Annotated in this window: 22 protein-coding genes; 10 read left to right on the top strand and 12 right to left on the bottom strand. The window is 69.3% G+C overall.

The genetic code is table 11. The features are described from left to right. Positions 1-69: 69 nt before the first annotated feature. Positions 70-1,686, bottom strand: coding sequence for a murein biosynthesis integral membrane protein MurJ (gene murJ, locus V7Z82_RS10700; protein WP_334151252.1), 1,617 nt, complete (start codon positions 1,684-1,686; stop codon positions 70-72). After that, positions 1,679-3,850 (bottom strand): DUF6049 family protein, encoded by a 2,172-nt coding sequence (locus tag V7Z82_RS10695; RefSeq protein WP_334151250.1) that lies wholly within the window; start codon positions 3,848-3,850, stop codon positions 1,679-1,681. The genes murJ and V7Z82_RS10695 overlap by 8 nt, the downstream gene beginning before the upstream one ends. A gap of 98 nt (positions 3,851-3,948) precedes the next feature. On the opposite strand from V7Z82_RS10695, the gene V7Z82_RS10690 reads away from it, so the two are divergent. The 5 genes from V7Z82_RS10690 to V7Z82_RS10670 all read left to right on the top strand — a co-directional run bounded on the left by V7Z82_RS10690 (position 3,949) and on the right by V7Z82_RS10670 (position 9,409). Next, the gene (locus V7Z82_RS10690) at positions 3,949-5,457 is read left to right on the top strand and encodes a class I SAM-dependent methyltransferase (RefSeq protein ID WP_442927611.1); all 1,509 of its coding nucleotides are present in this window, start codon (positions 3,949-3,951) and stop codon (positions 5,455-5,457) included. Between the two features lie 29 nt (positions 5,458-5,486). Further along, a complete protein-coding gene (locus V7Z82_RS10685; RefSeq protein WP_334151245.1) occupies positions 5,487-6,545 on the top strand; it encodes an LLM class flavin-dependent oxidoreductase in 1,059 nt (352 codons plus the stop codon). Between the two features lie 29 nt (positions 6,546-6,574). After that, positions 6,575-6,865 carry a hypothetical protein gene (locus tag V7Z82_RS10680; protein ID WP_334151241.1) on the top strand — a complete coding sequence of 97 codons (291 nt, stop codon included), beginning with the start codon at positions 6,575-6,577 and terminating at the stop codon, positions 6,863-6,865. Between the two features lie 27 nt (positions 6,866-6,892). After that, positions 6,893-7,378 carry a GNAT family N-acetyltransferase gene (locus V7Z82_RS10675; protein ID WP_334151238.1) on the top strand — a complete coding sequence of 162 codons (486 nt, stop codon included), beginning with the start codon at positions 6,893-6,895 and terminating at the stop codon, positions 7,376-7,378. A gap of 81 nt (positions 7,379-7,459) precedes the next feature. Beyond that, positions 7,460-9,409 carry an MSCRAMM family protein gene (locus V7Z82_RS10670; protein WP_334151236.1) on the top strand — a complete coding sequence of 650 codons (1,950 nt, stop codon included), beginning with the start codon at positions 7,460-7,462 and terminating at the stop codon, positions 9,407-9,409. 16 nt (positions 9,410-9,425) lie between these two features. On the opposite strand, the gene V7Z82_RS10665 is transcribed toward V7Z82_RS10670, so the two are convergent. The 3 genes from V7Z82_RS10665 to V7Z82_RS10655 form a co-directional block, all read right to left on the bottom strand. Then, complete coding sequence (locus V7Z82_RS10665; RefSeq protein ID WP_334151234.1) at positions 9,426-9,887, bottom strand: ASCH domain-containing protein; 462 nt, start codon at positions 9,885-9,887, stop codon at positions 9,426-9,428. Between the two features lie 22 nt (positions 9,888-9,909). Continuing rightward, positions 9,910-11,667, bottom strand: a complete 1,758-nt coding sequence (locus V7Z82_RS10660) for an alkaline phosphatase family protein (protein ID WP_334151231.1) — start codon at positions 11,665-11,667, stop codon at positions 9,910-9,912. An 85-nt stretch (positions 11,668-11,752) separates the two neighbouring features. Next, positions 11,753-14,302 carry a metallophosphoesterase family protein gene (locus V7Z82_RS10655; protein ID WP_334151229.1) on the bottom strand — a complete coding sequence of 850 codons (2,550 nt, stop codon included), beginning with the start codon at positions 14,300-14,302 and terminating at the stop codon, positions 11,753-11,755. 147 nt (positions 14,303-14,449) lie between these two features. Here V7Z82_RS10655 and V7Z82_RS10650 point away from each other — a divergent pair, with 147 nt between their 5' ends. Beyond that, positions 14,450-14,740 carry a hypothetical protein gene (locus V7Z82_RS10650; protein WP_334151226.1) on the top strand — a complete coding sequence of 97 codons (291 nt, stop codon included), beginning with the start codon at positions 14,450-14,452 and terminating at the stop codon, positions 14,738-14,740. Between the two features lie 19 nt (positions 14,741-14,759). Here the strand turns inward: V7Z82_RS10650 and V7Z82_RS10645 are convergent, their stop codons facing one another. After that, positions 14,760-15,365, bottom strand: coding sequence for a cyanamide hydratase (locus tag V7Z82_RS10645; protein ID WP_334151224.1), 606 nt, complete (start codon positions 15,363-15,365; stop codon positions 14,760-14,762). Between the two features lie 48 nt (positions 15,366-15,413). Between V7Z82_RS10645 and V7Z82_RS10640 the strand changes: the two genes are divergently transcribed. From V7Z82_RS10640 to V7Z82_RS10625, 4 genes are all read left to right on the top strand, one after another. Then, entirely contained in the window at positions 15,414-16,841 is a 1,428-nt protein-coding gene (locus V7Z82_RS10640; protein ID WP_334151222.1) for a CCA tRNA nucleotidyltransferase, read from the top strand. Positions 16,842-17,204: 363 nt separating this feature from the next. Further along, positions 17,205-18,527, top strand: a complete 1,323-nt coding sequence (locus tag V7Z82_RS10635; protein ID WP_334151220.1) for a GAF domain-containing protein — start codon at positions 17,205-17,207, stop codon at positions 18,525-18,527. 124 nt (positions 18,528-18,651) lie between these two features. Further along, on the top strand, positions 18,652-20,202 hold the full coding sequence (exaC, locus tag V7Z82_RS10630) for an acetaldehyde dehydrogenase ExaC (protein ID WP_334151217.1): 1,551 nt from the start codon (positions 18,652-18,654) through the stop codon (positions 20,200-20,202). A gap of 64 nt (positions 20,203-20,266) precedes the next feature. Further along, entirely contained in the window at positions 20,267-20,668 is a 402-nt protein-coding gene (locus tag V7Z82_RS10625; RefSeq protein ID WP_334151215.1) for a DUF779 domain-containing protein, read from the top strand. Between the two features lie 24 nt (positions 20,669-20,692). On the opposite strand, the gene V7Z82_RS10620 is transcribed toward V7Z82_RS10625, so the two are convergent. Genes V7Z82_RS10620 through V7Z82_RS10595 form a run of 6 tightly spaced genes read right to left on the bottom strand, consistent with a single transcriptional unit; the run spans position 20,693 to position 26,332 of the window. Further along, entirely contained in the window at positions 20,693-21,448 is a 756-nt protein-coding gene (locus V7Z82_RS10620; RefSeq protein WP_334151213.1) for an ABC transporter ATP-binding protein, read from the bottom strand. Further along, the gene (locus V7Z82_RS10615) at positions 21,445-22,242 is read right to left on the bottom strand and encodes an ABC transporter ATP-binding protein (protein ID WP_334151211.1); all 798 of its coding nucleotides are present in this window, start codon (positions 22,240-22,242) and stop codon (positions 21,445-21,447) included. Before V7Z82_RS10615 ends, V7Z82_RS10620 begins: the two co-directional genes overlap by 4 nt. Further along, positions 22,239-23,099, bottom strand: a complete 861-nt coding sequence (locus V7Z82_RS10610) for an ABC transporter permease (protein ID WP_334151207.1) — start codon at positions 23,097-23,099, stop codon at positions 22,239-22,241. The genes V7Z82_RS10615 and V7Z82_RS10610 overlap by 4 nt, the downstream gene beginning before the upstream one ends. Next, positions 23,096-24,058 carry an ABC transporter permease gene (locus V7Z82_RS10605; RefSeq protein ID WP_334151204.1) on the bottom strand — a complete coding sequence of 321 codons (963 nt, stop codon included), beginning with the start codon at positions 24,056-24,058 and terminating at the stop codon, positions 23,096-23,098. The genes V7Z82_RS10610 and V7Z82_RS10605 overlap by 4 nt, the downstream gene beginning before the upstream one ends. Positions 24,059-24,111: 53 nt before the next feature. Continuing rightward, positions 24,112-25,608 carry an ABC transporter substrate-binding protein gene (locus V7Z82_RS10600; protein ID WP_334151202.1) on the bottom strand — a complete coding sequence of 499 codons (1,497 nt, stop codon included), beginning with the start codon at positions 25,606-25,608 and terminating at the stop codon, positions 24,112-24,114. A 28-nt stretch (positions 25,609-25,636) separates the two neighbouring features. Next, entirely contained in the window at positions 25,637-26,332 is a 696-nt protein-coding gene (locus V7Z82_RS10595; protein ID WP_334151200.1) for a DUF1684 domain-containing protein, read from the bottom strand. Positions 26,333-26,376 lie beyond the last annotated feature (44 nt).

Here is a 26,376-nt window from a genome sequence, read left to right as displayed (position 1 = left end):
GACTGCTTCAACCCATGGTAACCGCGGGGCATTCCCTCACCAGGGTCGCACCGCGGGCTGGGAGTGGGCTCAGCGACCAGGGAGGAACCGACGGATCAGCGTGCCGGCGACCTTGAGCTCAGGAGCCCGCAGGAGCGCGAGGATGCCCAGGTACACGACGACCACGGCGAGGCCGACGATCGCGGTGCCGAGGGCTCCCTGGACTGCGCCTGCCATGGTCCACCCGTCGACGCCGCCGAGGAGGAGGAAGACTCCCCATCCCGCGAAGCCGGCCGGGATGCCGGCGATCGCGAAACGGCCGATCGCGGCCATCCAGGAGCTCACCTGGAGGCCGCCGATCTTGCGGTGCAGCAGCCACGTCGCGACGATCGTCTGCACGATGCTCGCGATCGACTGGCCGAGTGCGACTGCAGCGGCGAGCGAGGTGAGGGGGATGACGCCTGCTTCCCGCAGTCCCAGCGCTGCCAGAGCGGTGCCGACGATCAGCACGCACTGGAAGATCGTGAACCAGAACGGGGTGCGCGTGTCGTCGTAGGCGTAGAACGTGCGCTGCACGATGAACAGGATCGTGAGCGGAAGCAGTCCGAAGAGATAGCCGATCAGCACCAGACCAGCGGCCTGCGCGTCGTCGGCCGAGTCCGTGAAGACGCGAGAGGCGGGGAGCACAGCAGCGGCGACTGCGGCCGTCGCTGCGACCATGAAGAACAGCAGGGTGCGGATGCTGCGGCCGATATCGGCGCGTACCTCGTCGTGTCGTCCTGCGGCCGCATGCGCACTGATCTGCGTGAAGTACGGCGTCCCGATCGAGAGCACGATGACCGAGTAGGGGAGCATGAAGATCAGCCAGGCGTTGGCCGTCACGGTCGCCGACGCGCCGAGCCCGGCGACCTCACTGACGATGAACCCCTGGATGAACCCGGCGGCCAGGCTCGCGAAGGCCATCAGGAACGTCCAGCCGGCGAGCCGCCCGACGTTGCCCAGTCCGACACCGCGCCAACGGAAGTCGGGCTTCAACGCGAGCCCGGTACGCCGCCAGAACACCAGGAGCACCACGGCTTGGAGTGCGATGCCCAGCGTCGCGGTGCCGCCGAGCACCGTGATCATCTGCGGCGTCCAGTCCGAGGCCTGCCGCGAGACGGGTGCGAACAGGGCGCCGAGCGTGAGGAAGCCGGCGATCGACACGAGGTTGTTCACGACAGGGGCCCACGTGAACGGTCCGAAGATCTTCCGTGCGTTGAGCGCCTCGCCGAGCATGGCGTAGAGGCCGTAGAGCAGGATCTGCGGCAGGCACCAGTACGCGAGCGCTGTGGCGAGGGCCAGGGTGGTCTCGTTGGCCTTGCCTGCGGCGAGATGCACGAGCCACGGAGCGGCGGCGGTCGCGATCGCTGTCACGACCACCAGCACGACGGTGCCGAGGGTGAACAGCTTCGAGATGAAGGCGTTGCCGCCATCGGCATCCGCTGTGGCCTTCACGATCTGCGGCACGATGACGGCGGTGAGGATTCCGACCGAGATGAGTGAGAACACGCTGTTCGGCAGCTGGTTCGCGTAGGTGAATGCGTCAGCCGCCTCGGATGCGACGGACCCGACCACCCCGACGAGCACGATGCTGCGCAGGAGCCCCGTGACGCGGGACACGAGGGTGCCCGCACCGATGACCGCGCTCGCGCGGCCGAGGCTACTCACGCCCGTCCTTGCTCTCCGGTGGGAACGGTCTCGACAGCACGGCTTCCTCTTCCTCGGCAAGCGCCGACTGGCTCTCGATCGCTTCACGACGACGCCGTCGCACCGTGCGCACCACGCCGAGCGCGATGAGCAGCACGATCAGGCCGCCGAAGATACCGACGCCGATGCCCTCCCACTCGGCCCGCACGGCGACGCGTACGACCTCGGTGCCGCCGATGGGCACACCGGTCGGGCTGGACAGATTCAGGCGCAGACCGACCTCGCCGCTGCCGACGCGCGCCTCGACCGGCACCTTGATGCGCATGCTGGTGTTCGCCTGCACGACCTGCTCGACGACCGGCTTCACCTCGAGACGGGGGTCGGTGGGCGACACCGACAGCTGGATCGTGACGGGCCACGGCAGATCGTTGCGCACGCCGAACGGCAGATCGGCAGCAGCGGTCAGCAGCTGGATCGTGCTGGACGGTGGGATGCTCACGGCACCGAGCGTCTCCTGCGTCCCCTTCTGGTGCTGCGCGACCACCTTCGCGAAGGAATCCGCCGGGATGCCGACGGCGAGCGTGCGCAGGATGCGGATGCGCTCGAGGCTCAGGAGCAGCTGCGGATCACTGAGGATCGTCGCGAACTGGCCGAGCGTCTGCTCGTCGCCGAGGAGCGTGCCGACCGCGGCCGCATATGCGGGGTCGGCCGCACCCGTGAGGGTCACAGGAGTGGTGGGGAGCCCCCGGAGAGCGGAGAGCGAGAACCCTGGGGTGTCTGCCGTGGAGATCGCATCCCGCAGTGCGGAGGCTGTCCGCGTTTCGTCTCGGTCGAGGCCCACGAGCAGCGGTGCTCCCGGAGCGCTCTGCGCTGCGAGGAAGAGATGGGCGCTGGCCGCAGCGAGCTGGCGCTGTCGCGCTCCAGGCTCGGCTTCGGCTGCGGCGAGGGAGAGAGCGGTGGCGACGGCGTCATCGGAGATGAGCACCTCGGCGTCGCCCGCCGTTGCGCGTGCGGATGCGCCACCGTCGATGACCGATGACGGGAGGATCGTGGTCGCGGCTCCGTCGAGGTACGCGGCGAAGGTCGCGAGGTCAGCCTGGGTGACGTTGCCGCGGGGCCAGAGGATGTCCGGCATCGCACCCTCGATCTCCGACAGCTCGGCGTCGTCGGGGAGCGCAGGGGCAGTGGTCGGGGTCGGCGAGGGCGAGCCGGCCGGCTCATCGCCGGGCGCTGTCGTCGCAGGAGTGTTCGGGAAGTTCGACGGGTTCAGGAAGGTGCCCAGCGTGGTCGGCTGCAACAGCGCCGGGAGCTGCGCCTGCGCCTGCGCCGTGGCATCCGCATCGCCGAACTGCAGGGCGAACCGTTCGTTCGGAAGCTCGTCGAGGCGTTCGAGCCAGTCCGTCGCCTGCGAGGGGGCTGAGGTGCCGAGCACCCGGATCGCAGCCAGGATCGCCGGGTCGATCGCGAGGATCGCAGCCGTGCCGGTCACGCCGTCGAGCTGCGCGGTGAGCGCGCCGTCCTCGGCGGTGAGTGCGGAGAGCTCATCGTTCGTCAGGAGCGTGCCGTTCGCCGGGGTGGCGGTGATCGGCACCACGACAGCGACCTGGGCGGCCTCGCCGGTGGTCACGATGAGCACGCTCGTCGCCGAGGCGTTGCGTGACACCACGTCATCGGACCCGGTCGCACCGGTGGTCGCGCCGGACAGCCCGGCGCGCAGCGGGTATACGCCAGGGGCCAGGTCGGCGAGCAGCTCCGGCGGCACAGAGATCGTCGTGGTTCCGGATGCTCCGGCATCCACCGAATTCGTCGATTCGGTGCCGAGCGCCGCGAAGGTGCCTTCCACCTCCTCGCCGTCGAGCCACGACGCGATCGCCGCATCATCGGCGAGCGGTGTGCGATTCAGCTCGACCAGCACGCGACCTGGCGAGACCTCGGCATCCGTCTCATTCTCGACCGTGACGACCGCTGACGTCGCTGCACCGACGGTGACGTTGCCACGAGCACCCGCAGAGACGTACAGCTCGACCTTGCCCTCACTGTCGTTCGGCGGCTCTGTGGCGGCGAAGGCGGCGGTCGGCGCGAGGATGCCACTGACGCCGAGTGCGATCGCGAAGACGGCGGTCTTGCGTACGAGCCTGCGGAGGCGCGGACGCAAGCCGGTGTCATCGGGGGTGGTCGCGGTCATGAAGGTCTTCCTCGAACGCCAGTGAAAGCGGCTGTCCGTGAGTACTGACCTAGCGATTCTAGGAGGCCCGACAGAGGAGAACGCTGAAGACGCGTAGAGTGACGGCCGTGTCCGACACCCCCGCACCCGTTCCCGAGCCCCTTCGCAGCGCCGCGCTCGCCGCCGATCTCGACGCGGCCGACCTCCGCTCAGAGCCGCTCAGGAGGCTCTGGGGCGAGGAAGCGGACGATGCGCTCGCTCGCGGGATGCGCGAGCCGATCCTGCGAGCGCTGGCCGACGACACCGGTGTGCTCGCGACGCTGGGCCGGCTGTTCGTGCTCGGGATGCCGCAGCCGCGACGTCTCGTGGAGGCCGCCCTGCCGCGTCTCGGCGTCGACGGTCTCGTGGCGCTCGGACTCGCGAGCGCCGACGTGGAGCTCGTCACGCCGACCGCGTTGCTGCGACCCCAGTCGTTCGTCGACGCTGACGGCATCGGCGAGTGGTGGATCGCCAGCGACCTCGACGAGGTGGCGCTCGACGGAGCGCTCCCGGCCGACCACGTGCTCGGTGTGGGTGGGGCCTCGCGCACGCTCGCCGAGATCGTCGTGCCGCTGCAGGTGGAGCGCGCGCTCGACCTCGGCACCGGCTGCGGCATCCAGGCGCTCCTGGTGGCACGACGCGCCGGCTCGGTCGTCGCGACCGACATCTCTGCTCGTGCGCTGGCGTACGCCGAGCTCAATGCGCAGCTCAACGGGGTCTCGAACATCGAGTTCCGGCAGGGGAGCATGTTCGAACCGCTCACGGGTGAGGCGTTCGACCTGATCGTGTCGAATCCGCCATTCGTGATCACCCCGCGGAGCGAGGGCGTTCCCGAGTACGAGTACCGCGACGGTGGACTCGTCGGCGATGCGCTCGTGGAGCAGTTCGTGCGCACGGCGCCGGCGTTCCTCACCCCCGGTGGCATCGCGCAGCTGCTCGGCAACTGGGAGTCCAAGGGCGGCGTCTCCGGACTCGCGCGGTTGGAGGCATGGGTGCCGCGGGAGCTCGACCTCTGGGTGATCGAACGCGAGCAGCTGTCACCGCTCGCCTACGCCGAGTTGTGGATCCGTGACGGCGGCACGACGCCGAGGGACCCGGCCTTCACACCGCTGCTCAGCGCCTGGCTCGACGACTTCGCCACCCGCGAGGTCTCGTCGATCGGGTTCGGGTACGTGCTGCTGCGGCGGGGGAGCGGATCGCCGCTGCGTCGGACCGAGCGGCTGGCGCAGCAGGTCTCCGGGGTCGGTGCGGCGCTGGGCGTCGGCATCCAGGCGCACGACCTGCTCGCCCAGGGAGTGCCGGCGATGCTGCTCACGGCTACCGATGTCACCGAGGCGCGGCACCTGATGCCGGGCAATGACGACCCGAGCGTGATCGAGCTGCGTCAGGGCGGGGGCTTCGCGCGCACCGTGAACGTCGATCCAGCGCTCGCCGCATTCGTCGGGGCCTGCGATGGCGACCTCACGGTCGGGCAGATCGCCGCGGCACTGTCCGACCTGTTCGAGGTGCCGTTCCGTGAGCTCTGGGCCGACCTGGAGCCGCGCATCCGCTCGCTCGTGCTCGACGGCTTCCTCGTCGCGGCGGAATAGCCCACAGCATCCATGCGTTCGAATAGAACATGAAGGCTTTCGGATTCCTCTCGTTCGGGCATTACGGCGATGTGCAGGGCTCGGCGACCCGCACCGCCGGCGACATGCTGAAGCAGACCATCGAGATCGCCGAGGGCGCTGACGAGATCGGCGTGAACGGCGCCTCCGTCCGCGTGCACCACTGGGCGAAGCAGGCTGCGTCTCCGATGCCCCTGCTGTCGGCGATGGCCGCACGCACGAAGCGGATCGAGGTCGGCACCGGCGTGATCGACATGCGGTACGAGAACCCGATGCAGTTCGCCGAGGAGGCCGCTGCGCTCGACTGGATCGCCGACGGCCGGATCGCGCTCGGCGTGAGCCGTGGTTCACCCGAGACCGCGTTGCGCGGCTACGAGGCCTTCGGCTTCCGCGACGAGGAGGACCCCGAGCGTGGCAGCGTGCTGGCGCGCGAGAAGTTCGAGATCTTCCTGCGTGCGATCGACGGCGAGCGGCTGGCGCAGGGCGATCCGCGCATGGTCGGTGAAGGCCGCTACCTCGCGATCGAGCCGCAGTCGCCGACGCTGCGCGACCACATCTGGTGGGGATCCGGCTCGCGCGCCACGGCCGAGGAGACCGGACGCAAGGGGTTGAACATGATGAGCTCGACCCTGATCACCGAGGCCACCGGCGCGCCGTTCGACCAGCTGCAGCGCGAGCAGATCGACCTGTTCCGTGCCGCCTACAAGGAGGCCGGGCACACCGGCAGCCCTCGCGTCTCGGTCAGCCGCAGCGTCTTCCCGCTGATCACCGACATGGACCGCGCCTACTTCGGGCTGCGCAGTGCCGACAGCGGCGACCAGATCGGCGTGATCGACGGCTTCCGTTCCACGTTCGGCAAGACCTACGCGGCCGAGCCCGACGTGCTGATCGAGCAGCTGAAGCAGGACGAGGCCGTGATGGCGGCTGACACCCTGCTGCTCACGATCCCGAACCAGCTCGGGCCGGAGTACAACCTCCACGTGCTGCAGGCGTTCGCCGAGCACGTCGCTCCGGCGCTGGGGTGGAAGCCGAACACCGAGGGGCCAGTGCAGGGCGACCCGATCGCCTGACCGTGCGGCCCATCGGTAGGGTCGAACGCATGGAGAGCGACCGCGACCCCACGGGCGAGGGCTGGACGTACGTCCCCGCATCTGCGGCACCGGATGAGTCCACCTACACCCACGTCGCGGACTTCGCGGTGGACGGTGAGACCTTCTCGGTCCGCAGACGCAACGAAGACGGGTCGAATCACTACGACTGGATCTCTGGGCCCAACGTCGGCTACGGCTTCAGCGTGTCCGGCAGCGCCGAACCCGTCGATCAGGAACGGCACATCGCCGCGATCCGCGGCTTCCTCGCGGCGATCGACCCCGCGACCGGATACCTCTGACCGCGGCGGCGGCAATACGCTCGAACCGTGATCGATCCCCAAGCTCCCGTCGTCAGGACCGCCGGATTCCCCGAGGACACGGATGCCGTGGCATCCCTCGTCCGCGACTACCTGCTGCAGACCGAGGCCGAGAAGGTCGAGCGAGGACTCGCGGATGCGGACGCGCCGCTCGACGATCGGTATGCGCGGGAGATCGCCGACCCGGCCGCGGCCTTCGCTGACAAGCGCACCCTGGTCGCGACGCTCGACGGGACGCCCTGCGGCGTGCTGATCGTCGGAGCAGCGGACGACGAGGGCGACGAGATCACGCGCTTCTGGACCAGCCCCGCCAGTCGTGGGCGCGGTGTCGGCGGCGCGCTCCTGCGTCACGCGATCGCGGATTCGGCGCGTCCGCTGCGACTGTCGGTCTGGGCCTGGCGGGAGCACGCGATCGGCATGTATCTCTCCCTCGGGTTCGCTCCCGTCGAGTCCTGGGATCCCCGTCCCGAGCTCGTCTGCATGCGGCTCGCCTGATCCGGGTCCGGCCGGCGCCGTGGCTGCATCCGCCCGTCACGAAACCTGTTCAGCGACGATATATCGGTATAGCCTGGCCGCATGCGCGCCCCCAAGAGCCTTCTTGTCGGAGCGGTTGCCGTGCTGGCAGCCGTGGCCATCGCAGTGCCGGCCTCGGCGGCGACGACCTCGGACTGGGCCGACTGGCAACCGCTCGTCGGCGCGGGCGGCGCGTACACGACGTCCGTCGACATCGCAGCGCAGCCCGAGCTCAGCGCGACGGTCACGAGCGACTCCCGTGCCGGCCAGGTCGGGGTGATCTCGGGGGCATCCGTCTGGCTCGCGCAGGGGACCGACGTCGGCGCCAAGTACGGCACCAGCCAGGGACAGCCCTACCTGAACCTTCGCCCCAAGGCCGACACGGCCACGAGCCCCTCGACCACCACCTACTCGTTCAACGCGCCGACCCCGACCTCCGGCTGGACCTTCGTCCTCGGCGACATCGACGCCGATTCGGTGCGCATCCAGGCGATCGGCACCGACGGACAGCAGCTGACCGCCGCCGACCTCGGCTTCCGGGGCGGGTTCAACTACTGCGCCCCCGGGATCGCCGGCAAGCCGGGATGCACCGGCGTGGCCACCGACGTCCCGACGTGGAACCCCGCGACCCTCACACTCACCGGCAACGCCGCCGCGGCCGACACGAGCGGTTCGGCGGCCTGGTTCGAGCCGAGCACGCCGATCACCTCGCTCAGCTTCATCTTCACGCGCCGCTCGGGCTTCCCGGTCTACCAGACCTGGTTCGCATCCCTCGCCCGCGACATCACCGGTTCGGTGGTGGACATCGCCGACGGCCCGCTCGACGGCGTGACCCTCGACCTCACCGACGGGAACGGCACGGTCGTCGGCACGACCACCACGGCACCGGACGGCACCTACTCGTTCCCCGGCTTCGTCGCCACCGATGGCTACACGGTGCGCGTCAGCCCGCCGACCGGGAAGATCGCGACCACGGCGACGGTGATCCCCGTGGACCTCACCGACGCGGATGCCGTGGCGGACTTCGAAGTGCGCGACATCATCCCGGTCGCGGTCTCCGGGCAGATCCTCGACGACGACGGCACCCCGGTCCCCGGGGTCACCGTGACGATCGACGGGCAGACCACCACGACCGGTGGCGACGGCCGATATCTGTTCGATCAGGTCGCGGTCGGCACGCACACCGCGACCATCACCGCGCCTCCCGGCTTCACGATCACCAGCGCGCCGCCCGCCTTCACGGTGCCAGACGGCAGCGAGGCGCCGATCGAGAACGTCGACTTCGTACTGGCCGAGAACCCGACGCTCTCCGGCACCGTCACCTCGAACGGCACCGGCGTGCCCGGAGTCACGGTCACGGCGACGAGCCCTGGCGGCACGCTCACCACGGTGACCGACGGCAACGGCGACTACAGCTTCCCGCGGCTTCCATCCGGCGACTACGACATCGCGATCACGACGCCCGACGGCTACGTCGTCGACGGTCCCAGCACCCGCCCGGAGCAGGTCGCCGCCGACGACGTGACCGACGTGGACTTCGCGCTCGCACGGCTCGGCGCGTTCAGCGGCACGGTGACGACCGACGACGGCGGGCCGTTCGGCGGCGTCACGATCGAGGTCACCGGTCCTGGAGGCTCGCAGGAGCTGACCACGGATGCCGACGGCGCGTTCGGCCTCGGCTCCTTGCCGCCTGGAACGTACACGCTCACGGTCGTGCCGCCGGATGACACGACCGTCGTCGGCACCGCGACCAGGACACTGACGATCACGGCCGCCGGTGAGGCGATCGTGGACCTCGACTTCGTCCTCGCTGAGGACGAAGTGGTCCCGACCCCGACCCCCACGCCGACCGACACCGCCACCCCGACGACCGACCCCGGCAACGGTGGAAACCGGCTGCCTGCGACCGGCCTCGGGCCCGAGACCTTCGCGTGGGCGATCGGCGGCGGCGTGGTGCTCGTCCTCGGTGCGACCCTGCTCATCGCCGCTCGACGCCGCTCTCACCGCGACTGAGGAGCGACGAGAACGCTCAGCGCGGGTATCTGAGACGGAAGAGCTCGCAGACGACCGGCATGTCCGGTTCGAATCCGCGAGGACTCTCGGAATGCTCACGCCAGAACCGCTCGTGCACGGTGCGCCAGTGGTCGAGCGTCAGATCTCCCTCGCCCTCGGCGAACGCATGCGCTGCGGACACCGCGTCGAACGACAGGACTCGGACATCCGTCGTCTCGATCAGCGCCCGCGGCGTCCCTTCGCCGTCGAGCAGGATGCTCAGGTCTCCGGGGGCCGGGAGCGGATCGCCGGTCGCCTCGTAGTCCCACAGTAAGGATGCCGTCCCGGTCTTGATCCCGTCGAGGACCAGTGCCAGCAGGTCGTCGGCCTGCGCTCGTGTGGCGCCGAACGCCCAGGCCTCCGGGGTCGTCTCCGGCAGGGTCGGATCCGCTGATCGCAGCCCGAGCCAGAAGGACTCGATGGGTGCGGGCTCGCTCATGATCCCAGCCTAGGTGACTCGGTCAGCTGCCCTTCGGCGGCCCGAACAGCTCCTCGCCGTGCTCGTGCAGCAGGCGATACGCGTCGGCGAACGTCTCGGGCTCCGGCTCGTCCGGGCGACCGTACTTCGCGATCAGCAGCCCGAGCAGGCCACGGGCCGGGGGCGTGAGCGGCTTGTCGTGAGCCGCCTCGCCGGGATGCGGTGCGCCCTGCTCCGGGTTCGGCGGCGTGTAGGCGGGGGTGGTGATCGGCCAGTCGGCCGGATGCCGCGGCTGGTCGAGGTTCACGACGTTGAGGAGCGTGTTCGCGGACTGGTCGCGGTCGTTCAGCGGCTTCAGCCCGTGCAGGCGGGAGAGGGTCGCGGTGACCGAGCCGTGGTGCATCTCGTCGTGGATGATCGAGCCGCGCCGCGTGTAGGCGGAGACGGCGATCGCCGGCACGCGGCATCCGAGCCGGTCGAACGTGAACCCCATCTCGCCGGCACCCGTATCGGGCGTCGGCTTCGTCGCCGAGGGCGGCGGCACGTGGTCATAGCATCCGCCGTGCTCGTCGAACGTGATCAGCAGCAGAGTGTTGACCGCGTTCGATCCCTTCGGCGAGGCGCTGGTGCGCACCGCCTCGTAGATGTCGTGGATGAGGCGGTCGCCGGCACGGACGTCGGAGACAGCACTGTCGAAGATCTCGGTGCCGTCGACGTCGCTCGCGCGCACCGAGCCGAACGGCGGGTGGAAGTCGTTGTGGTCGTAGACCATCCTCGGCTCGATGAACGCGTAGGCCGGGAGTGTGCCGTTCTTCGTGTCGGCGTAGAAGTCCTCCATCGTGCCGAAGTGCTCGGTGCGCCAGTACTTCTCGAGCACGGCCGCGTGCAGCATCCCGGTGAACGAGACGAGCTGCAGCTTGTCGATGTAGACCTTCCAGCCGAGCTTCTTCTCCTCGAGCCGGTTGAACACGGTGGGCGCAGCCGGCGCGTCGAGCCACTTCCGGTATCCGCCGCCGGCCTGGTTCGTCACGAAGCCGTGCGAGGTCGACGCGTGGAAGAAGGAGCGGTTGCAGAACGTCTGCGATGGGACGCCGGCGTACCAGTTGTCGAACACCGCGAACTCCGAGGCGAGCGTCGACAGCACCGGCAGCATCTCGGGTGAGAACGAGCCCATGATCTGCCGCGCCTCGTCGAGCGTCGGTTCGACGCCCTTGCGCAGCCGGCGGAGGTTGACGAAGTAGTCGGTGAGGAAGCCGGCCATGGTCGCCTTCGTGCCTGCTGCTGGAGCATTGAACGGCGCGGACATGCCGTCGACGTAGAGGTCGGCATTCGACTTCGGATCGATCGTGTCGAACAGCTGCGTGTTGACGTGCGGGTACTCCTCGCCCGGATCCGGATCGGGCATGCTCATGATCCTGTCGGTGTCGCCCTGGTGCACGTGCGCCGGGACGACCGTGCCGTCCGGCGCGGTGTTGCTGTGGTCGCCGAACGCGAGACCGTCGAAGGTCTCGCCGCTGGGCAGGGTGTCCTTCGAGTAGAGATAGCCGAGCAGGTTGTCGAAGGAGCGGTTCTCGCCCATCACGACCACGATGTGGTCGAAGCCCGGTTCGCTTCGAGGCGTCAGGGCGGCGAAGGGATCGGGCGCTGCCGCGAATCCGCTGCGGCCGTTCGCGGCCATCCCGGCGCCGATCGCGGCTCCGCCTGCCCCACCGACCACCGCGCCGGCCAGTGCGGCGCCACCCATCTTGAGGAACCCGCGACGGGAGGGAGCTGGGGAGGATGCAGAATCATCGGCGGCCACACCGCGATCCTATGACCGCGCGCGAAGAAAAGGGCGCCGCCGAGGCCGAAGCCCCGACGGCGCCCTCGTGGACGGATGCCGTGGATTACTCGGCGTCCACCGCCGCGCTCTGTCGACGGCGTCGCAGCACGACCAGGCCGAGACCCAGTGCGAGCAGCACGACCGCCGCGATCACGTACGGCGTGCTGTCTGCGCCGGTCGTGGCGAGATCGCCGTCTCCTGCGCCGACCGAGCCGCCGTCGCCGGGGGTGCCGACGCCGCCGCTCGAGGCCGCGGTGACGGTGAGCGAGGCGGTGACCTCGGTTCCGTCAGCGCGGATCACCGCGAGGGTGTGCGTGCCCGCCGGGGTGGCCGCCGGGATCGTCAGGGTGCGGCTGAACGCGCCGTTCGCGTCGGTCCTGACCGTGCCGAGGTCGACCGGGTCGGACCGGAGCTCGAACCGCAGCTCGGCCTCGGCCGCGAAGCCGGAGCCCGCGACGGTCACCGTGCCGCCAGCCGTGACGGAAGCCGCGCCCAGCTCGATCTCGGCCGGAACCTCGGGCTCAGGGGTGACCGGGGGCGTGACGCCGGCCTCGGTGACCCACTTCTCACCGGCATCCGACTTCGTCACCGTGAAGGTGTCGTAGACGGCGCCGACGGGAAGGTCGGTCGTCGCGCCCGGCTGCTTCTCCGCGAGGTAGGAGCGGTACACGAGCTGGTTCTTCGAGACGTCGATCACCTGGTAGGTCGTGACGCCCTGACCGCGGAGCACCTGGGTGGCGCCGTTGTTCGTCCAGACGTTCTTCTCGGGCGTCTCGAGGTCGTAGTGCTTCGCACCCGAGTTCGACACGACGTAGACCGGGCCGGTCGTGAGGCCGGGGGTCTCGGTGGCATCCGTGTTCACGTAGCCGCGGGCGTAGGTGTGGTCGTGCCCCATGAGCACCAGGTCGATGTCGTTGCGCTGGAAGACGGGCAGCCACTCGGCGCGCAGCACCGGCTCGTCGCGACCCTCGGATGCCGAGAAGACCGGCTGGTGGAACGTGACGACGTTCCACTTCGACGGGCTGTTCTGCAGCAGGAGGTCGAGCCATGCGCCCTGGAAGCGGGTCCACAGCACGCCGATCTGGCTCGACGGGCACTCCGCACCGGTGCAGGACGGGAGTCCGGCCGGGGTGAGGAAGGTCGTGTCGCGGGTGGCGTTCAGCGTGATGAAGCGCACGCCCTGGTAGTCGGTGTAGTACGCCGTCTCGGCGGCGAACGAACTCCAGTGGTCGAAGAACACGCGGTACTGCTGCGCGACCTCGGAGTCGCCCTTCGCGAGGTTCGCGAGCTCGCCGATCGAGCTGGTCGACGGGTTGTTGTGGGGGTACTCGAACGCGGCCTTCCACGCCGTGAGCAGCTTGTCGCCGGAGTACTCGTGGTTGCCGGGAGCGGCCATCACGTTGGTCCGGACGGCGGAGTCCTCCATGCCCTTGAACCAGTTGAGCCACTCGTTCTCGTTGCTCGAGGTGTTGATCAGGTCGCCGGCGTGCACGGATCCGATCGAGCGGGGTGCGTTCGCCTCAGCCTGCTTCACGACGCTCGGCCACGTGGTGTCCAGGCCGATCTGCGCGTCGCCGTAGTAGATGAACTGGAAGTCGGTGGCCTTCGGGTCGGCGGTGCGGAACTCGAACCAGTCGCTCCAGCTGCCGGGCAGGCCGACGCGGTAGCGGTACGCGGTGGCCGGCGTGAGGTTCGTGACCGTGGCCGAGAAGTGCTTGTTCGGGTTGCCGTTCACGACACCGGCGTCGTAGGCGTCGACGGTGCGCGTGTCGCCGCCGGCCGCCGGGGCGATCTCGACCTGGCCGATCGTGTGCGAGGCGTCGCCGGCGAGCCACGAGAACGACTGCGAGACCGCGGGCTGCTCGGTCGGGGTGAGGATGACACGGGTCGGCGCCGCGACGACCGGGGTGCCGGGGTCTGCGGCCTTGACCAGCGTGAGCGACGACATGTCGAAGTAGATGTCGGAGCTGGACTCACGGTCCTGGAACAGCGACACGGCGATCGTGTTCGTGCCGTCGTGCAGCACCTCGCCCTCGGCGCTGAAGGTGCTCGTGAGCGGGTCGCCGTTGGAGTCGCCGGCGTACTCGACGTTCGTCGTGTCGGTGATGCGGCCGTCGACGTAGCGGGCGACCTCTGCGCCGTTGATCCAGACGATGATCGCGTCGTCGTAGGTGATCGTGCTCTGCAGCGCGGCGACCTGCTCGGCCACGCCGGCCTCGATCTCGAACGTCGTGCGGAAGAAGTAGGTGGGGACGGTCGGCGCCTTGGTGCCGTCGAGGTAGTGGTTGAGCAGCGTCTTCGGCGTCTGCGGGCCGACGGCGCCGAGCTTGCCGTTCTTCGCGCCGAACGACCCGGGGGCGGTCTTCCAGGCGGTGTCGTCGTAGGCCGGCAGCGTCCAGTCCCGCAGCGCAGCGGGCTGCGGCGAGGGGTCGGATCCGTCGTCGAGGTAGTGCCAGGCCGTGTCGCCGGTGATCAGCGAGTCGGTGGGCACGTCCGGTGAATCGGATGCGGCGATCGCCGTGGGCGCGACGATGGCACCGCCGAGCACTGCGAGGAGCGCGACGGACGTGAGTCCGTGACGCCGCCACCGCACCGCAGAGGTGGGGGAGGTCATGTGAGTCCTTTTGGGTGGGGTTCCGTGCTCAGCCGCACGGGGCCCCTTCAGCCCATCGAAGCCGCATGACCGGGCGCTGACGACAGGGCAACCGGGAGATGAACGGATGCCGCGGCATCCGCCATCACGCCTCGCTACCCTGGGGGCATGAGCTACGCCGGAGACTCGATCGACGCACGCGTCCAGGCCGTCGAAGCGCACTTCCGCGCGAGGCAGACCAGGCTGTTCCTCGGATTCGCACTCGTCGAGGGACCGGTGCTGCTGATCCTCGCGGTCGCGATCTACGGCTTCGGGGTGATCGACCCCGACATCGGCATCTGGTTGCTCGTCGCAGTCGCGCTGGTCGGCGGGTTCCTGATGAGTACGCTGCTGGTGCGTCAGATGCAGGCACGAACGCAGGCCGTCGCCCAGGCCAGGGGCGAGAATCCGCTGTTCTGAAACGGACCAGGATCGTGGGTCAGACCAGCCGCTCGAGCGGGTGGTTCGCCAGCTTGCCGACGACGCCACCGGTGACGAGCCGGTGCGCCGAGGTGTGCGGCTTGCGCGCCGCCTGATCGACGACGCCGTCGCCGAACTCGGTCGCGAGCTGCAGACGCGGATACTCGGTCAGCACCTCGTGGACGAAGGCCGCCGGGAGGACATCAGCCCGCGCGCCCGAGATGTCGAGCGCGGTGCCGATCTCGAGCAGGTAGCCCTCGACGTCCATCGCTGGATCGACGGAGGGCCAGTTGTGCCGGATGATCACGTCGAGCGCACGCCGGCTGCGATCCGTGTCCCACCCTGCGCCCGTCGCGAGAGCCATGGCGACGTGGCCGCCCGCCTCTTCGTACGACAGGGTGACGTTGTCGAATTCGGGCACGATGCCGATGTCGTGCAGCATCGCAGACACGTACAGGAGCTCGTGATCGATCTCGCGCCGGTCCTCGACGGCGGCGAAGGCCTCAGCCCACAGCCACGACCGCATCACGTGGTTCTGCATCGACTCGGAGTGGTACTGCGCAGCCAGTGCGCGGGCTGCGCTCGCCGCGGGCGTGGTGGGCGGGGTGAATGTGCTCAGCTGCATGATGGGGCTCAGACTACCTCCGCGACCCCGCCCGGTACGCTGGAACCCATGCTCAATATGGCTGACGGCCTCGCTCGTCTCGGTGCGCTCGCTGAGCATCCGGTCGTCCGCACGCTCGCGACGGCCTTCGCGGATGCCGGCTTCGATCTCGCAGTCGTCGGCGGCCCGGTGCGTGACGCGCTGCTCGGTCGCCCGACCCACGACCTCGACTTCACGACGAACGCGTCACCCGACGAGATCCTGACGATCGTCAAGCCGATCTCGACCGCCCAGTGGGACATCGGCCGCGCCTTCGGCACCATCGGGGCACGCGTGCAGCGCGAACAGGTCGAGATCACGACCTACCGCGCAGACAGCTACGACGGTGTGACGCGCAAGCCGACCGTCGAGTTCGGCGACTCGATCGAGGGCGACCTCGTGCGCCGCGACTTCACCGTCAACTCGATGGCGCTGCAGGTGCCGTCGGTGAAGCTCGTCGATCCGACCGGTGGTGTCGAGGATCTGGTCGCCGGCATCCTGCGCACGCCGGCCGACCCGCGCATCTCGTTCGGTGACGACCCGCTGCGGATGCTGCGTGCCGCGCGCTTCAGCGCACAGCTCGGCTTCCGCGTCGATGACCCCACGGCCGCCGCGATCACCGAACTGCGCGAGACGCTGAAGATCGTCAGCCCCGAGCGCATCCAGTCCGAGCTCGTGCGCCTGATGCAGACCGACGACCCGGTGCGCGGTGTGCGCGTGCTGGTCGAGACCGGGCTGATCGAGGAGTTCCTGCCTGAGGTGAGCGCGCTGCGCCTCGAGGTGGACGAGCACCACCACCACAAGGACGTCTACGAGCACTCCCTGACGGTGCTGAGCCAGGCGATCGCCCTGGAGCATGCCCGCCATCCCGGTGCCGAGCCTGATGTGGCGCTGCGCCTGGCCTCGCTGCTGCACGACATCGGCAAGCCCCGCACCCGCAAGCTCGAGGACGGTGGCGCCGTGACGTTCCATCACCACGACGTGGTCGGGTCGCGGATGGCGCGCAAGCGCCTGCAGTCGCTGCGCTTCGACACCGCCACGACGGATGCCGTCGCCACGCTGATCGAGCTGCATCTGCGGTTCTTCGGCTACGCCGAGGGTGCCTGGACGGATTCGGCGGTCCGCCGCTATGTGCGCGATGCCGGTGATCTGCTGGAGCGCCTGCACATCCTCACCCGGGCCGACGTGACCACGCGCAACAAGCGCAAGGCCGGACGCCTGGCCGCCGCCTACGACGACATCGAGTCGCGGATCGCGGCGCTGCGCGAGCAGGAGGAGCTCGACTCCATGCGCCCGGAGATCGACGGCAACCGCATCCAGCAGATCCTCGGCATCTCGCCCGGGCGCGAGGTCGGCGAGGCGTACAAGTTCCTGCTCGAGCTGCGGCTCGACGAGGGCGTGCTCGGCCCGGAGGTCGCCGAGCAGCGCCTGCGCGAGTGGTGGGCCGCGCGGGCCTGAGTCCCGAGAGGCTGGGTCAGCGCAGCGTCTGGACCACGATCTCGACGTGGTCGGACACGAGTTCGAAGTCCTCCGCGTTGCAGGTCATGAGCTTCGCGCCGATCGCGTACGCGTGGCCGGCGAGCATGATGTCCTTGCTGCGCGCGTGGGCGGCCTCCGTACGGCGACGCGGGCTGCGAGCCGGGCGTAGCCCTTCGCCGCAGCCGCATCGAACGGCAGCCACTCGGCGCCGAGATTCGCTTCGATCCAGGCCAGCCGCGTCGTGCGTTCGCGGCGGTGCTCGTCCGGGCCATCCCCATTCCCTCGGGCTCATCCGGCTCGTACACTGAGACCACGCTCCACCGTCGATGAACGGAGACTGCCGTGTCTGCGTCCTGGCACGACTCACGTGATCTGCTCCCTGCGGCCTCACGCCTGATCATCGAGCGTGCGCACGAGGAGCTCCTGGCCGGCAACCTCGACGATCAGCGCCTGGCGCAGGTCCGTCCGCTGGTGCGCGAATCGTGGGAGCGATCCTGGCGTCGCCGCGTCGGGCCGGAGACGGCCCCCACCCTGGAACTCGCCACCGATGAGCTCGACGCGTATCGGCTGGCGCATCCGCTGGCCTCCGCCATGGACATGATCCGAGCGCTGCTGCTGCCCGGGGACTCCGAAGACGCCGGCGTGATCATCGCCGTCGGCGATCAGGCCGGACGCCTGCTGTGGATCGAGGGTGACCGGCAGCTGCAATCGCTCACCGACGACATGGGATTCGTCGCCGGGGCGAACTGGGCGGAGGATGCCGTCGGCACGACCGCTCCCGGCACGGCACTCGCACTCGGCCAGTCCGTGCAGATCCGAGGGGCGGAGCACTACAACCGGCTCGTGCATCCCTGGTCCTGCAGCGCTGCCCCCGTCCGCGATCCCGAGACGCAGCGCGTGCTCGGTGTCATCGACATCACCGGCGGCGCCGAGGTCGTGAGCCCGCAGGCGCGGCTGCTCGTCGACGCCACCGCGAGGGCCGTCGAATCGGAGCTGATGGTGGCGCGGCTGCGCTCACGCAGCGAGGCCCCGCATCGATCACACGCCGCAGCATCCCGCACCCGGGCGACCTCTCGCGCGACGCTGCACGTGCTCGGTCGCGACCGTGCACGTCTGGAGACCGAGTCCTCGCACGAGGAGTCGATGATCGAGCTCAGCGCACGGCACGCGGCGATCCTGCTGATGCTCGCGGTGCATCCGCGAGGGCTGTCGGCGGAGCATCTGTGCGAACTGGTCTATGGCCCCGGCGTCTCGCCGGACACCCTGCGGCCCGAGATGGTGCGGCTGCGCAAGGTGCTCGAGCGGCGCGCACCGGAGCTCGTGCCGGAGTCGCGGCCGTACCGCCTGCCGATCCCGCTCGAGACCGACGCGCACGACGTGCTGTCGCTGCTCGACCGCGGCGCGCACCGGGTGGCGCTCACCGCCTACCGCGGACCGGTGCTGCCGGAGTCCGCGTCGCCCGGCGTCGTGGAGTTCCGCGACTCGGTGCGTGGGGCCCTGCGCGAGGCGATGCTGTCGGAGGCCAGCCTCGACGTGCTGCTCGCGTACGCCGAGATCCCCGAGGGGCAGCTGGATGCCGAGATCCTGCGTCTCGCGCTCGAGATGCTCCCTGCTCGGTCGCCGAAGCGCGCCGGTCTCGTCACCCGCATCGAGCGCCTCGAGTAGACGCCCGAGAGCGGGTTCCGACCCTGCAACCTCGTGCAACGTTGCGCATCGGGGTGCAACCCTTCGCGACCTACCTTCGGATGACAGCCGCTGCACCGAAGCGCGGCCCGTCGAAGGAGTCACGATGACCATCGTCGAAGAAGACGTGTCCACTGCCTACGCGGCCCCTGGCCAGCCCGGCGCCCTCGCGAACTACCGTGCCCGCTACGGTCACTACATCGGCGGCGAGTTCGTCGATCCGGTCAAGGGCCAGTACTTCGAGAACGTCAGCCCCGTCAACGGCAAGCCCTTCACCGAGGTCGGCCGCGGCACGAGCGAGGACATCGATCGTGCGGTCGAGGTCGCCTGGAAGGCGTTCGCGAGCTGGGGCAAGACGAGCCCGGCCGAGCGCTCCGTCGTGCTCAACAGGATCGCCGACCGGATCGAGCAGAACCTCGAGATCATCGCGGTCGCTGAGACGTGGGAGAACGGCAAGCCGGTGCGCGAGACGCTCGCCGCAGACATTCCGCTCGCGGTCGATCACTTCCGCTACTTCGCCGGCGTCCTCCGGGCGCAGGAGGGCGGCATCAGCCAGCTCGACGAGAACACCGTCGCGTATCACTTCCATGAGCCGCTCGGTGTGGTCGGCCAGATCATCCCGTGGAACTTCCCGATCCTCATGGCCGTCTGGAAGCTCGCACCAGCGCTCGCCGCAGGCAACTGCGTCGTCATCAAACCGGCCGAGCAGACCCCGGCATCCCTGCTGTTCCTGTTCGACATCATCGGCGACCTGCTGCCCGCCGGCGTCGTGAACATCGTCAACGGCTTCGGCATCGAAGCGGGCGCACCACTGGCGCAGCACAAGCGCATCCGCAAGATCGCGTTCACGGGGGAGACCACGACCGGCCGCCTGATCATGCAGTACGCATCGCAGAACCTCATCCCGGTGACGCTCGAGCTCGGAGGCAAGAGCCCGAACGTCTTCTTCGAGGACGTCGCCCGCGACACCGCCGACCCGTTCTACGACAAGGCGCTCGAGGGGTTCACGATGTTCTCGCTGAACCAGGGCGAGGTCTGCACGTGCCCATCGCGCGCACTGATCCAGCGGTCGATCTACGACGGCTTCCTCGCCGACGGACTCGAGCGCGTCAAGAAGGTCGTGCAGGGCAACCCGCTCGACCCGGCGACGATGATCGGCGCGCAGGCGTCGAACGACCAGCTGGAGAAGATCCTCAGCTACATCGACATCGGCACGCAGGGCGGCGCGCGGCTGCTGCTCGGCGGCGAGCGGGTCGACCTCGGAGGAGACCTCAGCGAGGGCTACTACGTCGCACCGACCGTGTTCGAGGGCACGAACGACATGCGCATCTTCCAGGAGGAGATCTTCGGGCCGGTGCTCTCGGTCACCTCGTTCGACGGCTTCGACGACGCGATCTCGATCGCCAACGACACCCTCTACGGCCTGGGCGCCGGTGTCTGGAGCCGCAGCGGCGACACCGCCTACCGCGCAGGGCGTGCGATCGAGGCCGGCCGAGTGTGGACGAACACGTACCACCAGTACCCGGCGCACGCCGCGTTCGGCGGATACAAGCAGTCGGGCGTCGGCCGCGAGAACCACAAGATGATGCTCGATCACTACCAGCAGACGAAGAACCTGCTCGTCTCGTACGCGGAAGGCCCGATGGGCTTCTTCTGAGTTCGACTCCGGGCGGGCGTCCCTCGGCGCCCGCCCGGATCCATCTGTAGGGAAAGGCGAGACCATGGTGAGGATCGGCAGCTACCAGCGGGTGGACGTGACCGATGCCGCGGCATCCCTCGTCCGTGACCTGACCGAGCAGCACGGCCCGCTGATGTTCCATCAGTCCGGCGGATGCTGCGACGGCTCATCGCCCATGTGCTATCCGATCGGCATGTTCATCACGGGTCCTGGCGACGTGCTGCTCGGGACGCTCGAGGTCGGGCTCGAGCAGCCCGTCGAGATCTTCATGTCGGAGTCGCAGTTCGAGTACTGGAAGTACACGCACCTCACGGTCGACGTCGTGCCCGGCCGCGGCGCCGGGTTCAGCGTCGAGGGTCCGACCGGCATGCGGTTCCTGATCCGGTCCCGGATGCTGAACGAGGCCGAGCTCGCGTACTTCGGGCTGGCGACGCCGGCGTCGTGAGCAACGCGGCGTTGCCGCGCAGTCTCAGCGCGGGAGTCGAGGAACCGCGTCGACGAGCGCGCGGGTGTACGGATCCTGCGGGTCGTGCAGCACGGCGGATGTCGCGCCCTGCTCGACGACGCGACCGTGCTGCAGCACGACCGTGCGGTCGCAGGCCGAGGCGATCGCCGTGAGGTCGTGCGACACCATCACGAGCGACAGGCCGTTCTCGCGGCGCAGTCGATCGAGCAGGTCGAGCACCTGCACACGCGTCGTGACGTCGAGGGCGCTCACGGGTTCGTCGGCGAGCAGCACGCGGGGGCGGGAGACGACGGCGCGGGCGATCGCGATGCGCTGACGCTGGCCGCCGGAGAACTCGTGCGGATACCGACCGGCTGCGTCAGCGGGCAGGCCGACGGACTCGAGCGCGTCCGCGATCCGCCGCTGCGCGTCTGCGCCGGCGGCGAGGCCCAGCGAGCGGAGGGGCTCGCCGATGATCCGGTCGATGCGCTGGCGGGGGTCGAGTGACGAGTACGGATCCTGGAACACCGGCTGCACGCTCGCGCGGAACCGGCGCATCTGCACGCGGTCGCGCAACGACAGGGGCTCGCCCTCGAACAGCACCTGTCCGTCGCGAGGTGCCGCGAGTCCGAGCAGCAGCCGCAGGATCGTCGACTTGCCCGCACCGGACTCGCCGACCAGCCCGAGCGATTCGCCCTCGTCGATGCGCAGCGACACGTCGTCGAGCACGCGACGGGAGCCGTAGGCGAAGCCCGCGCCACGCAGTTCGAGCAGCGTCATCGTCCGTCCTCCCCGGCATCGAGGAACGCGTCGAGCGCGCGGGCGCTGTCGACCAGCATCCGCGTGTACGGCTCCGCCGGCTCCCGCAGCACCTGCGCCACCGAACCCGCTTCGACGACGAGTCCGTCGCGCAGCACCACGATGCGATCGACCATGCGCGAGACGACCGCCAGGTCGTGGCTGATGAACAGCAGCGCCATGCCTCGCTCGTCGACGAGGCGCTCGAGCAGGCCGAGCACGCCGTCCTGCACGGTGACGTCGAGGGCGGTGGTCGGCTCGTCGGCGATGAGCAGCTGCGGGCGGGCCGCCAGGGCGATGGCGATCGCCACGCGCTGACGCTGACCGCCCGAGAGCTCGTGCGGGTAGGCGCGAGCGATGCGCGGGTCGGAGAGCGCGACCTCGCCGAGTGCAGTGGCGACCGCGCGCTGCAGCTCTGCGCCGCGCAGCCCGAGGTGGCGGCGCAGCGGTTCGGCGATCTGACGGCCCACCCTCATCAGCGGGTCGAGCGCGGTGAGCGGCTCCTGGAACACGATCTGCGCGACCGGACCCCGCAGCGGGCGCAGGTCGGCATCACGGCCACCGATGACCTGGTGCCCGTCGAGCAGCACCGACCCCGAGGCCACGAGCGCGTCAGGCAGCAGGCCGGTCACGGCGAGCGAGGTCAGCGACTTGCCCGAGCCCGACTCGCCGATCAGCCCGAGGCGCTCACCGGGAGCGAGCGAGAAGGAGACATCACGCACGAGTGCGCCGGATGCCGAGCGGACCGTGAGGCCGGAGACGTCGAGGATGCTCATCGGCTCCTCCTGCGGGTCGGGTCGGCCAGGTCGCGCAGCCCGTCGGCGAGGAAGTTCACACCGAGCACGAGCGCGATGATCGCGATGCCGGGTGCGATGGCGCCGACGGGGGCGATGAGGACCGTGCCCTGTGCCTCCTGCAGCATCCGACCCCACGAGGCGTTGGGCGGCGGAGCGCCCAGACCGAGGTACGACAGGCTCGCCTCCGCCAGCACCGCTGCGCCGAACTGCAGCGCGAGGCTCACGGCCAGCGTGGGCGCGATGTTCGGCAGCACGTGCTGGAAGACGATGCCGAGCACCGTCGTGCCACTGGTGCGCGCGGCGGTGATGTACTGCTCCTGCAGCACGCGACGCGCGAGAATGCGGGTGAGGCGGGCGACGACGGCCGACATCGCGAGGCCGATCGCGAGCACGGCCGACCACAGCGATGCGCCCTGGACAGCCACGACGAGCATCGCGAGCAGCAGCACGGGGAAGGCGATCACGACGTCGAGCCCTGCCGAGAGGGTGTCATCGACCCAGGGGCGGGCGAACGCGGCGATGAGTCCGATGATCGTGCCGAGGACGGCGGCGATCGCGACGGCGCAGGTGCCGACGATGAGTGCGATGCGCGCGCCCCACATCAGCTGCGAGAACAGGTCGCGTCCGAGGCGATCGGTGCCGAGCAGGTGCAGGGCACTCGGCCCCTCGAGTCGGCTGCCGCTCGTGTCGGCGAGCGGATAGGGGAGCCAGAACAGCGAGACGACAGCGATCAGCACGATGATGCCGGTGAGCACGATCCCGATCAGCAGGGTCGCCTTCGGTCGGCGGCGCACTGGTGTGGATCCGGTGATCAGCTGTTCGGCGATGCGGCTCATCGGTTCCCCGAGACGCTCGTGCGCAGACGCGGGTCGATGAGGCGCTGCACGATGTCGGCGGCGAACCCGACGAGCAGCACGAAGAGCGTGCTGACCACGAGGACGCCCTGGATGACCTGGAAATCGTGCTGCTCGATGGCCGACAGCAGCAGACTGCCGAGGCCGGGAAGCGTGAAGACGCTCTCGACGACGACCGCACCGAGGAGCGTCGTCGACAGCTCGATGCCGAGGATCGCGACGACCGGCACCGCGCCGTTGCGCACACCGTGACGCAGCAGCGCCTCGGCCATGCCGGACCCGCCGGCGCGAGCGGTGCGCAGGTAGTCGCTGCCGAGCACGTCGAGCGTCGCCGAACGGACGTAGCGGCTGAGGGAGGCGCTCATGACGATCACGATCGTGATCACCGGCAGCGTGAGAGAGCGGAGCGCGTCAGCCGGATCCTCCCAGTCGTCTCGAGGGAAGCCGCCGGACGGCAGCACGCCGAGCCCGAGCGCGAAGATCCAGACGAGCACGACCCCGACCCAGAACACGGGGACCGCGACGCCCAGCTGTGCGAAGCCGGAGAGGACGACGCCGTACCAGCGGTCGGACTTCACGGCGGCGGTGATGCCGATGATGAGGGACACGAGCAGTGCGACGATGAAGGCGATGAGTGTGAGCGGCAGCGTCACGGCGAGGCGTGCGGCGATGTCGGGTCCGACCGGACGCGAGCTCAGGAAGGACTCACCGAGGTCGAAGCGGATCAGCTGGCCCGCCCACGTCGCGAACTGCTGCAGGAGGGGCTGATCGGAGCCGACCTGCGCGCGGGCTGCGGCGATCTGCTCAGGGGTGGCGTTCACCGAGAGCAGCGCGTTCGCCGGATCGCCGGGGAGCAGTCGCAGCAGCACGAAGATCGCGATCATCGCGACGACGAGCGAGACCACGAGGAACGCGAGGCGGCGCAGCAGGTAGGCGAGCATGGCTTCTCAGGATGAAAGAGGGGGATGCCGACGCGCGGCATCCCCCTCGCACGTCAGGACTTGACGATGTCGTAGGCGAAGAACTGCGAGTTCAGGCCGTTGACCGGGTATCCGCTGAGGTCGCTGGAGGCGACCACGATCTGCGGATACAGGTACAACCATACGCTCGCAGCATCCGCGGCGATCTTCTCGTTGACCTGCTTCAGGAGGGCCGTCTGCTCGTCGGTCGTCGCTGCCTGCTCGGCCTCTGCGACCCACTGCTGCACATCGGCGTCGTTGTAGCCCCAGTAGAAGTCGGGGTTGCCGTACCAGACCACGTCGCGGTCGTTCACGTGCTCCTGGAGCGTGGCCTCGAAGTCCTGCTCCTTGAAGACCTTCGTGTACCACTCGTCGGCGCTGATCGTGTTGATCTCGACGGTGATGCCGACCTCGGCGAGCTGCGACTGCAGGAACTCGGCCACGGCGGGGTGCGGGTCGTAGCTCGGGGTGTCGAGCGTGAACGTGAAGCCGTCTGCGTAGCCGGCCTGCGCGAGCAGGTCCTTTGAGAGCTCGACGTCGTACGGGTTCACCGAGGTGAGGTCCTCGTACCAGGGGTCGGTCGGGGGGACCATCGAGCCGATCAGCGTGCCGTAGTCGCCCCAGATGGACTCGAGGAGCTTCTCGGCGTCGACCGCGGAGTAGATCGCCTTGCGCACGAGCGCGTTGTCGAAGGGGGCGACGCGGTCGTTGAACGCGAGCAGCTCCTTCGTGGTCGAGGTGCCCTCGCTCACGACGTAGTCGTCGGAGTCGAACTGCGTGAGCGAGTCGGGGCTCTGCACGCTGGTGATCACATCGATCTCACCCGTGAGCAGCGCGTTGTTCTCGGCCGTGGCGTCGGTGAAGTACGTGTACACGACCTCGCCGTTCTTGGCCGGCTCGCCCCAGTAGTCGTCCCAGCGGTCGAGCGTCAGGGTCGAGCCCTTCTTCCACTCGTCGAGCGTGTACGGGCCGGTGCCGTCTTCCGTGCTGGTGATGTCGCCGGCCTCGTCGTTCACGATCCAGACGTAGCTGAGGTTGTAGAGGAACGAGATCGACCGCTGCGACAGGGTGAACACCACCGTGTTGTCGTCGGGGGTGGCGATGTCGGCGATCGTCTTGAAGCTCGACTTGCGCGCCGAGACCGAGTCCTCCGCGGTGACCGCCTCGATGCTCGACTTCACATCGGCGGAGGTGAGCGGGTCGCCGGAGTGGAAGGTCACGTCGTCGCGCAGCGTGATCGTGTACGTCAGCCCGTCATCGGACACCTGTGCGTCCTCGGCGAGCAGCGGCTCGACCTCGCCGTCGTCCGTCAGCCGGTACAGGCCCTCGTAGACGTTGCCGGTGAGGGCCTCGGTCACGCCCTGGCCACCACCCTGGGTGTTGCTGAGGTTGGTCGGCTCGTACAGCGACCCGATGAAGATCGTGGCGTCTTCACTCGCGGTGGCGTCGTCGCTCGTGCCTGACGCGCAGCCGGCCACGAGGGCGAGCGTGGCGACGGCGCCGAGCGCGCCAAGGATGCGGGTTCTTCTCATGAGTACTCCAGGGTGAGAGTGTGCGGCGTCAGGCCGCGTAGATGTCGAAGCCGTCGCGGAACACGACGTTCTTCTCACCTGCTCGGATCGGCAGGGGGAAGCGGTTGGATGCCGGGGGCAGCGGGCAGTTGTACTGGGCGCTGAACCCGCAGGGCGGCACGAAGGCGCGGTTGAAGTCGAGCACGACCGTTCCCTCGTCATCGCGCAGCTCGACGAACAGGAAGCGTCCGGATCCGTAGGTCTCGGTGCCGTTCGTCTGGTCGCCGAACACGAGCAGCAGCGTGCCGCCGTCGTCGAACGCGGCGAGCGTGTACTGCTGGCCGCCGAGCTCGAGGCGGATGTCGCCGGGGACGACGAGGTCGCGCGATCCGCCGTTGTCGCGGATGTGCTCGAACGACACCCGGCGGTCGCCGGCCACGGGGGTGAAGTGGCCCTCGAGCACCCACGCAGGGTCGTACTCGTAGGTGTCGATGCGATCGAAGGCGCGGATCGCGGGAGCATCCGCGTCCCACAGGCGCAGCCCGTGCTCGGCCGCGCCGGTCTCGATGTTCGTGCGCTCGACCGGCGTCACGGTCACCGTGTCGGATGCGGCGTGCTGCTCCGCATCCAGATCAGGGCGCTCGCCGGTCCAGCGGGTCTCGATCAGGGCGAGGTTTCCGGTCGCCGATGCGACGGAGGCGCGGCGCTCGGCCTGCCAGGTGGTGTGATCTTCGCGTTCAGACATCACCTTCCATTCTCTTGCATGCAGAACGGGGTGGGGTCGGCGTC

Source organism: Microbacterium sp., from assembly GCF_036823965.1.
In the GTDB taxonomy this organism is placed as follows: domain Bacteria; phylum Actinomycetota; class Actinomycetes; order Actinomycetales; family Microbacteriaceae; genus Microbacterium.
This window is presented reverse-complemented; position numbering and strand designations above follow the sequence as displayed.